We start from the raw sequence: 12,673 nt of genomic DNA on the forward strand, positions 1-12,673 counted from the left end.
ATGCGCCACCTGCTCTCCGCCGCCGACCTCGACCGCGACGCCGCCGTCCGCGTCCTCGACGTCGCCGAGGAGATGGCCGCCACCCAGCGCCGGGAGATCAAGAAGCTCCCCACCCTGCGCGGGCGGACCGTCGTGAACCTCTTCTTCGAGGACTCCACCCGCACCCGGACGTCCTTCGAGGCCGCCGCGAAGCGCCTCAGCGCCGACGTCATCAACTTCTCCGCCAAGGGCTCCAGCGTCTCCAAGGGCGAGAGCCTCAAGGACACCGCGCTGACGCTGGAGGCCATGGGCGCCGACGCCGTCGTCGTCCGGCACGGCTCCTCCGGGGCCCCGCACCGCCTCGCGCACGCGGGCTGGACGAAGGGCGCGGTCGTCAACGCCGGCGACGGCACCCACGAGCACCCCACCCAGGCCCTGCTCGACGCGTACACGATGCGTCGTCACCTCCGCGGCGGCACGGGCGACCTCGCGGGCGCGAAGGTCGTCATCGTCGGCGACGTCCTGCACTCCCGGGTCGCCCGCTCCAACGTCCTGCTGCTGCACACCCTCGGCGCGCAGGTCACGCTCGTGGCCCCGCCGACGCTGCTGCCCGTCGGGATCGAGAGCTGGCCGTGCGCCTCCTCCCACGACCTCGACGCGACCCTGCGCGAGCGCGACCCCGACGCGGTGATGATGCTGCGCGTGCAGGCCGAGCGGATGGACGCCTCCCAGGGGTCGTTCTTCCCCTCCGCGCGGGAGTACAGCCGCCGCTACGGCCTGGCCCGCACGCGGCTCGAACTGCTCAACGACCACGCGATCGTGATGCACCCCGGCCCGATGAACCGCGGGCTGGAGATCTCCGCCGAGGCGGCCGACTCGGTCCGCTCCACCATCGTCGAGCAGGTCGGCAACGGCGTCGCGGTGCGGATGGCCGTCCTCTACCTGTTGCTGGCCGGCGAACTCCCGGGAGGGGACGCGTGAACACCACGATCATCCGGAACGTGAGACCGCTGGGCGGCGAGGCGACCGACCTCCTGCTGCGCGACGGCCGCATTGACGCGATCGGTCCGGGGCTCAGCGCCGAGGGCGCCACGGTGCTCGACGCCACGGGGCTCATCGCGCTGCCGGGTCTCGTCGACCTGCACACCCACCTGCGCGAACCGGGCCGCGAGGACGCCGAGACCGTCGAGTCCGGCACCCGCAGCGCGGCCCGCGGCGGCTACACCAGCGTCTTCGCGATGGCCAACACCTTCCCCGTCGCCGACACCGCCGGGGTCGTCGAGCAGGTCCAGCGCCTCGGCGAGGAGGCCGGCTGGGTCGACGTCCGTCCCGTCGGCGCCGTCACCGTCGGTCTCGCCGGACAGCAGCTCGCCGAACTCGGCGCCATGGCCGACTCCCGTGCGGGGGTCCGGGTCTTCTCCGACGACGGGCACTGCGTCTCCGACGCCGTCCTGATGCGCCGGGCGCTGGAGTACGTCAAGGCGTTCGACGGCGTCATCGCCCAGCACGCCCAGGAACCCCGCCTCACCGAGGGCGCGCAGATGCACGAGGGCACCGTGAGCGCCGTCCTCGGCCTGCGCGGCTGGCCGAGCGTGGCCGAGGAGGCGATCATCGCCCGCGACGTGCTCCTCGCCGACCACGTCGGCTCGCGCCTGCACGTCTGCCACCTCTCCACCAAGGGGTCCGTCGACATCGTGCGCTGGGCCAAGGCGCGCGGTGTCCAGGTCACGGCCGAGGTCACCCCCCACCACCTGCTGCTCACCGACGAACTCGTCCGGGGCTACGACCCGGTCTACAAGGTCAACCCGCCGCTGCGCACCCAGGCCGACGTCGAGGCCGTCCGCGAGGGTCTGGCCGACGGGACGATCGACGTCGTCGCCACCGACCACGCCCCGCACCCGGTCGAGGCCAAGGACTGCGAGTGGTCCGCCGCGGCCATGGGCATGACCGGCCTGGAGACCGCGCTGAGCGTGGTCCAGCACACGATGGTCGACTCCGGCCTCATCGGCTGGGACACCCTCGCCGACCGGATGTCGTCCGCCCCCGCGCGGATCGGCCGGCTCGCCACCCACGGTCGGCCGCTGGACGTGGGCAGCCCCGCGAACCTCGTGCTGCTCGACCCCGCCGCGCGCTGGACCGTCGACCCCGCCGCGATGGCCACCGCCGGGCGCAACTCGCCCTTCCGGGACATGGAGCTGCCCGGCCGGGTCGTCGCGACCTTCCTGCGCGGGCGCGCGACCGTCCTCGGCTCGCAGCTGGTGGACGCGTGAAGGTCCTCGCCGTGATCGTCCTCGTCGCGGCGCTGCTGGTGCTGTGGCGGATGATGTTCATGGGCTACCGCGGCCGGGCGTTGCGCCAGCGGCGCGACCTCCCGCGACCGGTCGGGGCCAGGGACTGGAAGGCCATGAGCCGCTCCGTCGAGGGGATCTACGTCTCCACGACCGACGCGGAGAACGCCCTGGACCGGATCGCCGCCCACGGGCTCGGCAGCCGCAGCGCGGTGCAGCTGGGCTTCGTCGAGGAGGGCATCGGGTTCCTGCGCCAGGGCGCGCGCTCGTTCGTCGTCCCGGTCGGTGACGTCCTCGGCGTGGGCCACGGGCCGGGCATGGTCGGCAAGTGGATCGGCAAGGAGAAGGGGCTCATCGTCCTCCGCTGGAAGCTGGGGGACAGGGTCGTCGACACGGGAGTGAAACCGCGACACCCCGCCGAGGGTGCGGCGTTCGCGGAGCAGGTGGAGGAACTCGTGCGGAAGCACAAGAACACGAAGAACCCCGGAGGTGCCCAGTGAGCGACCGCGTTCCCGCCGTGCTCGTCCTCGAGGACGGCCGCACGTTCCACGGACAGGCCTACGGCCGCGTGGGTCAGACCGTCGGTGAGGCGGTGTTCTCCACCGGCATGACCGGCTACCAGGAGACGCTGACCGACCCCAGCTACCACCGCCAGGTCGTCGTCATGACCGCCCCGCACGTCGGGAACACCGGCTACAACGACGAGGACCAGGAGTCGGGCCGGATCTGGGTCGCCGGCTACGTCGTCCGCGACCCCGCGCGCACCCCCTCGAACTGGCGCTCGCAGCGCGGTCTCGGCGAGGAGCTCGACGCCCAGGGGGTCGTCGGGATCTCCGGCGTCGACACCCGCGCGCTGACCCGGCACCTGCGTGAACGCGGCGCGATGAAGGTCGGGGTGTTCTCCGGCGACGCCGCCGCGAAGTCGCCCGCGGAACTGCTGCAGGCCGTGCACGACGCCCCCGACATGGAGGGCACCGACCTCGCCTCGCTGGTCAGCACCGACGCGGACTACCTCGTGCCCGCCGTGGGGGAGCGACGGTTCTCCGTCACCGCCGTCGACCTCGGCATCAAGTCGATGACCCCGCACCGCCTCGCGGAACGCGGGATCGACGTGACCGTCGTGCCCTCGACCGTGACCCTGGAGCAGGTGCTGACCTCCGGGCCGGACGGGAGCGCCCCCGACGGGGTGTTCTTCTCCAACGGCCCGGGCGACCCGGCCGCCGCGACCCACGAGATCGAGGTCCTGCAGGGGGTGCTGGAGCGCCAGATCCCGTTCTTCGGGATCTGCTACGGCAACCAGCTCCTCGGCCGTGCGCTCGGGTTCGGGACCTACAAGCTCAAGTACGGCCACCGCGGGATCAATCAGCCGGTGATGGACCTCACGACCCGCAAGGTCGAGGTCACCGCGCACAACCACGGTTTCGCTGTCGACGGAACCGCCGGGGAGGTCCGCGACACCCCCTACGGGCGGGCCGAGGTGAGCCACGTCGGTCTCAACGACGGCGTCGTCGAAGGGCTGCGCTGCCTGGACGCGCCGGCGTTCTCCGTGCAGTACCACCCGGAGGCGGCGGCCGGTCCGCACGACGCCGCGTACTTGTTCGACCGGTTCGTCGACCTCATGGAAGGGCGGGGCGCGTCGTGACTAGGGAAGCGCAACCCCTCGTCGAGAAGCTGACCATCAAGAACTATCGAGTTCTTAAGGCAGTTGAGTTCGAGAAGCTGTCGCCGCTAACTGTACTCCTAGGCCCCAATGGTAGTGGCAAGTCGACGACCTTCGATGCGATCGCTTTCTTGCACGAAGCGTTCACTTCGGGGCTCAGAGGCGCGTGGGACTCACGCAACCGGATGGCGGAGATCAGGAGTCGCGGTCAGTCCGGGCCGGTCTCGTTCGAAATCAAGTACCGCGAGCACAAGGGTGCCAAGCTCGTCACTTATCATTTGGAGATCGACGAGATCGATAGTCGGCCCGTCGTGGTCGCAGAGAAGATGCGCTGGGTCACTGCGCCGGCTCAGGGTCGGCCCCGTGAAATTTTGACTTTCGAACACGGGCAGGGGACGGTCTATGACGAAGAGACCGCTACCTACACACACGAACGACTCGAGTCACCGGAGTTGCTGGCGGTTTCCACTCTCGGACAACTGAGCCGCCATCAGCGTGTATCGGGTCTGCGTCGGTTCATTGCTGGGTGGTATCTCTCTTACTTGAGTGCTGATCAGACGCGAACTACACCACTGGCTGGCCCTCAGGACAGGCTGTCTCCGACGGGGGACAACCTTCCAAATGTCGTGCAGTTTCTACAGGAACGGCATCCTGAACGTCTTGCCAGCATCCTGCAAGCTCTAAGTCGTCAAGTTCCGCATCTTGAAGGAATCTCCGCGGGTACGCTGCAGGATGGCAGGCTTCTCCTACGTCTGAAAGATGCGCCCTTTGACGACCCAATTCTGTCGAGGTTCACGTCGGACGGCACGTTGAAGCTCTTTGCCTACCTGACGGTCCTCTATGACCCGACGCCAGCAAGCATCGTTGGCATCGAAGAGCCGGAGAATCAGCTCCACCCCAGACTTCTCCCAATGCTGGCGGAGGAAGCGCGACAGGCTGCGGAGCGCAGTCAGGTTCTCGTGACAACCCACTCGCCTCAGTTCGCAGATGCGCTGCAACCACGTGAGCTCTGGATCGTTCATCGAGCTGCTGATGGTTTCACGCGCGTCACGCGTGCTAGTGACATCCCTGTAGTGAACTCGATGATGCGGGCTGGGGCGCAGCTCGGCGACCTTTGGATGGAGAACTACTTCGGGGTCGGAGATCCGCTCAGGGCGGGAGCGGGCGTATGACACACGTCGAGGTCCTGGTGGAAGAACTTTCTGCTGAGCGCGCGCTCCGCCATCTTATCCCTCTCATCGTCCCTTCGGTGTCGTTTGACGTGCGTACCTTCAATGGCAAGCCCGACCTTCTACGCAAGCTGCCGGGTAGACTTGCTGGGTACTCAACCTGGATCCGCCAGGCGGACACGGTGGTTGTCGTGTTGACCGATCAAGATGATGACGACTGTATTGAACTCAAACAAGGTATCGAGGAAGAGTTTGCTCGGGTTGGCCTCGTAACCCTAAGTCAGTCTCAAAGGGGACTGGATGGCTGCACGCGGATTGCAGTTGAGGAGCTCGAGGCGTGGTTTTTTGGAGACGTACCCGCGCTCATCTCTGCCTTCCCTGGAGTTTCCCCGTCGCTTGCACAGCGCCGTGGGTACCGCGACCCCGATGCAATCGCAGGCGGAACGGCCGAGGCACTCGAACGAGTTTTAGACAAGGCTGGCTACGGTTCGTCGCTTCGCAAGGTCGCCACTGCCGAAGCTGTCGCGCCGTTCATGGACGTTGAAGCAAACCGGTCTCGAAGTTTTCAAGTGTTCCGCGACGGCATTCGTCGCCTCACCTCCCTCAAGGAGTCCTGATGCCCCGTCGCACCGATCTGAAGTCGGTCCTCGTCATCGGGTCCGGGCCCATCGTCATCGGCCAGGCCGCCGAGTTCGACTACTCCGGGACCCAGGCCTGCCGCGTGCTGCGTGCCGAGGGGCTGCGCGTCATCCTGGTGAACTCCAACCCGGCGACGATCATGACCGACCCGGAGATGGCCGACGCGACCTACGTCGAGCCGATCACCCCCTCCGTGGTCGAGGCGATCATCGCCAAGGAACGTCCCGACGCGGTGCTGGCGACCCTGGGGGGCCAGACCGCGCTGAACACCGCGATCGCGCTCTACGAGAACGGCGTCCTCGAGAAGTACGGCGCGGAACTCATCGGCGCCGACGTCGACGCCATCAAGCTCGGTGAGGACCGCCAGCTGTTCAAGGGGGTCGTCGAACGTTGCGGTGCGGAGTCCGCGCGCAGCCACCTCTGCCACTCGATGGACGAGGTCCTCGCCGGAGCGGCCGACCTCGGCTACCCCGTCGTCGTGCGCCCCAGCTTCACCATGGGTGGTCTGGGCTCGGGTTTCGCCTACGACGAGAACGACCTCCGGCGCATCGCCGGTCAGGGGCTGCACCACTCGCCCGTGACCGAGGTGCTCCTCGAGGAGTCGATCATGGGCTGGAAGGAGTACGAGCTCGAGCTCATGCGCGACCGCGCCGACAACGTCGTGGTCGTCTGCTCGATCGAGAACTTCGACCCGATGGGCGTCCACACCGGCGACTCCATCACCGTCGCGCCCGCGATGACCCTCACCGACCGCGAGTACCAGCGGATGCGCGACATCGCCATCGCCGTCATCCGCGAGGTCGGCGTCGACACCGGCGGTTGCAACATCCAGTTCGCGGTGAACCCCGCCGACGGCCGCATCATCGTCATCGAGATGAACCCGCGGGTGTCGCGTTCCTCCGCGCTGGCGTCGAAGGCGACGGGTTTCCCCATCGCCAAGATCGCCGCCCGCCTCGCCGTGGGCTACACCCTCGACGAGATCCCGAACGACATCACCCGGTCGACCCCGGCGAGCTTCGAGCCCTCCCTCGACTACGTCGTGGTCAAGGTCCCCCGGTTCGCGTTCGAGAAGTTCCCGGCCGCCGACCCCACGCTGACCACGACGATGAAGAGCGTCGGCGAGGCCATGGCACTGGGCCGCAACTTCACCGAGGCGCTGCAGAAGGCGCTGCGCAGCACCGAGAAGCGCGGTGCGCAGTTCTCCTGGGCGGGTGACCCGGGGGACCGCGCGGACCTGCTGCGCCGCGCCGCGCAGCCCACCGACGAACGCATCGGGCTGGTCATGCAGGCCATCCGTGCGGGCGCGACCCCGGCGGAGCTGTTCGAGTCCACCCGGATCGACCCGTGGTTCCTGGACCAGTTGTTCCTGCTCGACGAGATCGCCGTCGAGGTCCGCGAGAGCGACGAACTCACCCCGGACCTGCTGCGCCACGCCAAGCGGCACGGGTTCTCCGACCTGCAGATCGGTGAACTGCGCCACCTGCCCGAGGACGTCGTCCGCGGCGTCCGGCACGCGCTGGGGATCCGGCCCGTCTTCAAGACCGTCGACACCTGTGCCGCCGAGTTCGCGGCGAGCACGCCGTACCACTACTCCAGCTACGACGAGGAGGACGAGACCCGCCCCCGTGAGAAGGAGGCGATCCTCATCCTCGGCTCGGGCCCCAACCGCATCGGGCAGGGGGTGGAGTTCGACTACTCCTGCGTGCACGCGAGCTTCGCGCTGCGCGACGCCGGGTACGAGACCGTCATGCTCAACTGCAATCCCGAGACGGTGTCGACGGACTACGACACCTCCGACCGGTTGTACTTCGAACCGCTGACCCTCGAGGACGTCCTCGAGGTCGTGCACGCCGAGATGCGCTGCGGCCCGGTCAAGGGCGTCATCGTGCAGCTCGGCGGGCAGACCCCGCTGGGCCTCGCCGCCAAGCTCGAGGAGGCGGGTGTCCCGATCATCGGGACCTCCCCGCAGGCCATCGACCTCGCCGAGGAGCGCGGCGCCTTCGGCCAGGTGCTGGAACGCGCCGGGCTGGTCGCCCCGAAGCACGGGACCGCGTCGAGCTTCCCGGGCGCCAAGGCGATCGCCGCCGAGATCGGCTACCCCGTCCTCGTCCGCCCGAGCTACGTCCTCGGTGGCCGCGGGATGCAGATCGTCTACGACGAGGCCTCCCTTGAGGAGTACATGCGGACCGCGACCGAGGTGTCGCCGGAACGTCCCGTGCTCGTCGACCGGTTCCTCGACGACGCCATCGAGATCGACGTCGACGCGTTGTTCGACGGCGAGGAGATGTACCTCGGCGGGATCATGGAGCACATCGAGGAGGCCGGCATCCACTCCGGCGACTCGGCCTGCGTCATCCCGCCCGCGACGCTCGGGAACTCCGAACTCGCCCGGGTCCGCACCGCGACCGAGGCCATCGCCCGCGGGGTCGGGGTGCGGGGTCTGCTCAACGTGCAGTTCGCCCTCGCCGCCGACATCCTCTACGTCCTCGAGGCGAACCCGCGGGCCTCGCGCACCGTGCCGTTCGTCTCCAAGGCCACCGGGGTCGCGCTGGCCAAGGCCGCCGCACGGTTGATGGCGGGCACGTCGATCCGGGACCTCCGGGCCGAGGGTCTCCTGCCGTCGCGAGGCGACGGTGGGCTGCTGCCGGCGGACTCGCCGGTGTCGGTGAAGGAAGCGGTGCTGCCGTTCGCGCGGTTCCGCACCGCCGAGGGCGTCGTCGTCGACTCCCTGCTCGGGCCGGAGATGCGCTCGACCGGTGAGGTCATGGGCATCGACGTCGACTTCCCGACGGCGTTCGGGAAGTCGCAGACCGCCGCCTACGGCGGGTTGCCGACGGAGGGGACCGCGTTCATCTCGGTCGCCGACCGGGACAAGCGCGCGATGATCTTCCCGATCAAGCGCCTCGCCGACCTCGGGTTCACCCTGGTCGCCACCGAGGGCACCGCGCAGGTGTTGCGCCGCAACGGGATCGCCTCCACCGTGGTGCGCAAGCTCACCGAGGGCGTCGGGGAGGACGGGGAACCCACGATCGTCGGGCGCATCGGGGACGGCGAGATCTCGATGGTCGTCAACACCCCCTCCGGCAACCAGGCCCGCGCCGACGGCTACGAGATCCGCGCCGCTGCCACCGCGGTCGGGGCGCCGATCATCACGACGATCCAGGAGCTCTCCGCTGCGGTGCAGGCCATCGAGGCCTACCGCAACGGCGGCGGGCGGAACGTCGCGTCGCTGCAGGAACACACCGCGCGGCTCGTCGCCGCCTGGGACGGGTTCCGCGCGTGACCACGACGGCGCGCTTCGGTGCACGTCTCGCCGAGGCGATGGCCGCGCACGGTCCGCTGTGCGCGGGCATCGACCCGCACGCCCCGCTGCTCGCGGCGTGGGGCCTGACCGACGACGCCGCGGGCGTCGAACGGTTCGGCCGCACGGTCGTCGAGGCGCTCGCCGGGAACGTCGCCTGCGTCAAACCGCAGGCGGCGTTCTTCGAACGGCACGGCTCCCGGGGGGTGGCGGCGCTGGAACGCGTCGTCGCCGACGCCCGGGCGGCGGGTCTGCTGACGATCGTCGACGCCAAGCGCGGGGACATCGGCTCGACCATGGCCGCCTACGCCGACGCGTTCGTGGGCGACTCGCCGCTGGCCGGGGACGCCGTCACGGTCTCGCCCTACCTGGGGTTCGGGTCGTTGCGCCCGGTCCTGGACCTGGCCGCGGCCAACGGCCGGGGCGTCTTCGTGCTGGCGCTCACCTCGAACGCGGAGGGGGCCGGCGTCCAGCACGCGCTCGGTCACGACGGTCGCTCGGTCGCCCGGACCGTCGCGGAGTCGGCGGCGCGGGAGAACTCCGGTGCGCTGCCCTTCGGCGACGTCGGTCTCGTCGTCGGCGCGACCGTGGGTTCCGCCGTGGAGGACCTGGGCATCGACCTCGACGCCGTGAACGGTCCGCTGCTGGCTCCCGGGGTCGGCGCGCAGGGCGCGACCGCGCAGGACCTGCAGCGGGTGTTCGGCCACGGGCGCCGGTTGGTGCTCGCGTCCAGTTCGCGGGAGGTCCTGCAGGCCGGGCCCGACGTGACGGCCCTGCGCGACGCGGCCCGCCGCAGCGCGGACGCGGTCGGGGCAGCGCTGGCCCGCTAGCGGCAGCCCCACCGCTCACTACGATGGACGGGTGCTCCTGCGACACCCCGGCGAGATCTGCTGATGCCCTCGAAGGAGATCGCCCGCGGGCTCGCGGCCCTCACGGTGACGGCTGTCGAGGTCGGTCACGACGAGCTCGAGGCGCGGCGTCAGGTCGGCGCCTTCCTGCGCGGTCTCCCGCTGGACCCGGTGACGATCCTGCGCGAGGCCGTCGCGGCCGTCGCCGAGCTCGCTCCGGCGGAGATGCGGGTCGCGGGCGGCGAACGGCAGCTCCTCGCCGCGTTGGAGGCCCGCGCCTGGCTGGAGCGGATGACCGTCGACACCGCGAGCGGCACTCCCCTCTGACCCGTGATCCCGCGGGGAATCCCCGCAAGATCGCGGGTCGGGAGTAGGTGTTCACCGTGAGGTGGTTGTGTCGTTGCTGAGAGTGGCTAGGTTGCTCTCGATCACGGAACCGACCGGGGGGACCCACTCATGCGCCGCGCCCGACTGCTGACCGGGGGCGCGCTCGCCCTCGTCCTCGCGAGCCCACTGCTCACCGCCCTGCCCGCCGCGGCGACCGGCTGCGCCGCGCCCACGCAGGCCGTCGGGGCCGTCCAGGGGAGCGGCGACGTCAGTCCTCTCGCCGGTCGGACCGTGACGGTGAGCGGGACCGTCGTCGGCGACGTTCCCGGGTTGTCCGGCTTCTACCTGCAGGACCGCGGCGACCGGGACCGCGCGACCTCCGACGGCGTCTTCGTCTACGCGCCGGACGCCGCCGTCGACCTCGGGGACACGGTGACCGCGACCGGCGCGGTGAGCGAGTACTCCGGCCAGACCCAGGTCTCGGCCCGCGGCGGCGTCACCGTCTGCGCCGAGGGGTCGGCGAAGGACCTGCCGAAGGCCGCGAAGCTGGACCTCCCCGCCGACCCCGCCGCCCGCGAGCGCCTCGAGGGCATGCTCGTCGCCCCGGCCGACGCGCTGACCGTCAGCGAGGTCTACGACCTCACCCGCTTCGGGGAACTGACGCTGTCCGAAGGCGGCCGGCTCGTCCAGCCCACCGAACTGGCCCGCCCGGGCTCGCCCCGCGCGCAGCGCATCGCGACGGACAACGCGAACTCCAGCATCGTCCTCGACGACGCCTCCAGCGCCCGCACCAGCACGACGGCGCGGCCCCACCTCTCGGCCACCACCCCCGTGCGGGTGGGCGACGTGCTGCGGTTCCGCGAACCGCTCGTCCTCGGCCACGGGTTCGACGCCTGGCGGTTGCAGCCCGCCGACGGCACCGCCGACGGGGTGTTCGCGGCCCAGGACACCCGCGAACGCCGCCCCGACCGCGTCGGCGGTGACGTGCAGATCGGGGCCTTCAACGTCCTGAACTACTTCCTGACCTTCACGGGCCCGGACGCGCGGGGGGCCGCGGACCAGGCGGGCCTCGACGCCCAGGCCGCGAAGATCGTCCCCGCGATCAGGGCCCTCGGCGCCGACGTCGTGACCCTCATGGAGGTCGAGGACACCGACTCCACCGGACTCACCCCCGGCAACGCCGACACCGCACTGGCCGACCTCACGCGCCGGTTGAACGCGGCGGGCGGCGGGCACTGGTCCTACGTCCCGATGCCGGCCGAGCTGTACGGGGTGCAGCGCGACGCGATCCGCAGCGCCATCGTGTACCGCGACGACACCGTCCGGGCGCTCGGCGCCCCCGTCGGCCTCGTCGGCCTCGTCGACGAGAGCGTCTGGTCCAACGCCCGCGAACCCCAGGCGCAGACCTTCGTGCAGGTCGGACGGGGCAACACCGACCGGTTCACCGTGGTGGCGAACCACTTCAAGTCCAAGGGTTCCGGTGACGACGCCGTCGGCGACGACGCCGACTCCGGCGACGGGCAGGGAGCCTGGAACGGTGACCGGGTGCGCCAGGCCGCGTCGCTGGCCGGGTTCGCGGACCGGTTGCGCCGCAGCACGGGTGACCCCGATGTCGTCCTGCTGGGCGACTTCAACTCCTACACGCGGGAGGACCCGATCGAGGAACTGCGTCGCGACGGTTTCACCGACCTGGGCTCGAGGTTCGACGCCGGTCGCTACAGCTACGTCTTCGACGCCCTCTCCGGTTCCCTCGACCACGCGCTGGCCACCCGGGAGCTGACGCGGAAGATCACCGGTGTGGCGCACTGGAACGTCAACTCGGTGGAGTCCTTCGCCTACCAGTACGACGGGGACCCGGCGCTGTACGCGGCGAACCCCTACCGCTCCAGCGACCACGACCCGCTGGTGATCGGCGTCGACCTGGCGCGCTGACGGGGCCACGGCGACCCGTTCCCGGAGCCCGCGGGGAGGACCACCCGGGGCGGGTGGGGACCCCCTCCCGTTGCAGGGCTGTGACCAGGGTGGATAGGTTCAGCCGAACTCCTCCTGGTGTTCGTCCGCTCGACCGGGCGACACCGCAGAAACTCGAGTGGACGACCCGAGGTGACTACGTGGCTCTGCCTCCCCTGACCGCCGAACAGCGCGCCGCCGCGCTGGAGAAGGCGGCTGCCGCCCGCCGGGAACGCGCCGCGGTGAAGCACCGCCTGAAGTACACCGGCGGCGACCTCGAAGAGGTCATCAAGGACGGCCAGGAGAACGAGGTCCTGGGCAAGATGAAGGTCTCCGCGTTGCTGGAGTCGTTGCCGAACGTGGGCAAGGTCCGCGCGAAGCAGATCATGGAGGAGATCGGGATCTCGGAGTCGCGCCGCGTGCGGGGCCTCGGGGCGCACCAGATCGCCGCCCTGGTCGACCGGTTCGGGAACCACCGCTCCCCGGACCACGCCGCCGGGAGCACCTCCTGA

Annotated in this window: 11 protein-coding genes; all 11 read left to right on the plus strand. The window is 70.2% G+C overall.

Features of this window, described 5'->3' with window-relative positions; translation table 11 throughout:
- The 11 genes from ACFQ46_RS00860 (at position 1) to mihF (ending at position 12,673) form a co-directional block, all read left to right on the plus strand.
- Positions 1-960: an aspartate carbamoyltransferase catalytic subunit gene (locus ACFQ46_RS00860; RefSeq protein WP_380256782.1), complete on the plus strand. Its 960-nt coding sequence runs from the start codon at positions 1-3 to the stop codon at positions 958-960.
- The gene (locus ACFQ46_RS00865; RefSeq protein ID WP_380256267.1) at positions 957-2,249 is read left to right on the plus strand and encodes a dihydroorotase; all 1,293 of its coding nucleotides are present in this window, start codon (positions 957-959) and stop codon (positions 2,247-2,249) included. Before ACFQ46_RS00860 ends, ACFQ46_RS00865 begins: the two co-directional genes overlap by 4 nt.
- Entirely contained in the window at positions 2,246-2,767 is a 522-nt protein-coding gene (locus ACFQ46_RS00870) for a hypothetical protein (protein ID WP_380256269.1), read from the plus strand. Before ACFQ46_RS00865 ends, ACFQ46_RS00870 begins: the two co-directional genes overlap by 4 nt.
- On the plus strand, positions 2,764-3,909 hold the full coding sequence (gene carA, locus ACFQ46_RS00875) for a glutamine-hydrolyzing carbamoyl-phosphate synthase small subunit (RefSeq protein ID WP_380256271.1): 1,146 nt from the start codon (positions 2,764-2,766) through the stop codon (positions 3,907-3,909). Before ACFQ46_RS00870 ends, carA begins: the two co-directional genes overlap by 4 nt.
- Positions 3,906-5,099 (plus strand): AAA family ATPase, encoded by a 1,194-nt coding sequence (locus ACFQ46_RS00880; RefSeq protein WP_380256273.1) that lies wholly within the window; start codon positions 3,906-3,908, stop codon positions 5,097-5,099. The genes carA and ACFQ46_RS00880 overlap by 4 nt, the downstream gene beginning before the upstream one ends.
- Positions 5,096-5,713: a DUF4276 family protein gene (locus ACFQ46_RS00885; RefSeq protein ID WP_380256275.1), complete on the plus strand. Its 618-nt coding sequence runs from the start codon at positions 5,096-5,098 to the stop codon at positions 5,711-5,713. Before ACFQ46_RS00880 ends, ACFQ46_RS00885 begins: the two co-directional genes overlap by 4 nt.
- A complete protein-coding gene (carB, locus tag ACFQ46_RS00890) occupies positions 5,713-9,018 on the plus strand; it encodes a carbamoyl-phosphate synthase large subunit (RefSeq protein WP_380256277.1) in 3,306 nt (1,101 codons plus the stop codon). The genes ACFQ46_RS00885 and carB overlap by 1 nt, the downstream gene beginning before the upstream one ends.
- Positions 9,015-9,866 (plus strand): orotidine-5'-phosphate decarboxylase, encoded by an 852-nt coding sequence (gene pyrF / locus ACFQ46_RS00895; protein WP_380256279.1) that lies wholly within the window; start codon positions 9,015-9,017, stop codon positions 9,864-9,866. The genes carB and pyrF overlap by 4 nt, the downstream gene beginning before the upstream one ends.
- 63 nt (positions 9,867-9,929) lie before the next feature.
- Positions 9,930-10,211, plus strand: a complete 282-nt coding sequence (locus ACFQ46_RS00900) for a hypothetical protein (protein WP_380256281.1) — start codon at positions 9,930-9,932, stop codon at positions 10,209-10,211.
- A gap of 129 nt (positions 10,212-10,340) precedes the next feature.
- Positions 10,341-12,143, plus strand: a complete 1,803-nt coding sequence (locus ACFQ46_RS00905) for an ExeM/NucH family extracellular endonuclease (RefSeq protein WP_380256283.1) — start codon at positions 10,341-10,343, stop codon at positions 12,141-12,143.
- Between the two features lie 179 nt (positions 12,144-12,322).
- Positions 12,323-12,673 carry an integration host factor, actinobacterial type gene (gene mihF, locus ACFQ46_RS00910; RefSeq protein WP_328295919.1) on the plus strand — a complete coding sequence of 117 codons (351 nt, stop codon included), beginning with the start codon at positions 12,323-12,325 and terminating at the stop codon, positions 12,671-12,673.

Origin of the sequence: Kineococcus sp. GCM10028916 (assembly GCF_042674865.1) — a bacterium.
In the GTDB taxonomy this organism is placed as follows: Bacteria; Actinomycetota; Actinomycetes; order Actinomycetales; family Kineococcaceae; genus Kineococcus.

Excerpts from the sequence above, each read along its gene's own strand:
- ACFQ46_RS00860 (WP_380256782.1), top strand. The coding sequence starts at position 1 with ATGCGCCACCTGCTCTCCGCCGCCGACCTCGACCGCGACGCCGCCGTC.
- ACFQ46_RS00900 (WP_380256281.1), top strand. The coding sequence starts at position 9,930 with ATGCCCTCGAAGGAGATCGCCCGCGGGCTCGCGGCCCTCACGGTGACG.
- ACFQ46_RS00905 (WP_380256283.1), top strand. The coding sequence starts at position 10,341 with ATGCGCCGCGCCCGACTGCTGACCGGGGGCGCGCTCGCCCTCGTCCTC.
- ACFQ46_RS00885 (WP_380256275.1), top strand. The coding sequence starts at position 5,096 with ATGACACACGTCGAGGTCCTGGTGGAAGAACTTTCTGCTGAGCGCGCG.
- carB (WP_380256277.1), top strand. The coding sequence starts at position 5,713 with ATGCCCCGTCGCACCGATCTGAAGTCGGTCCTCGTCATCGGGTCCGGG.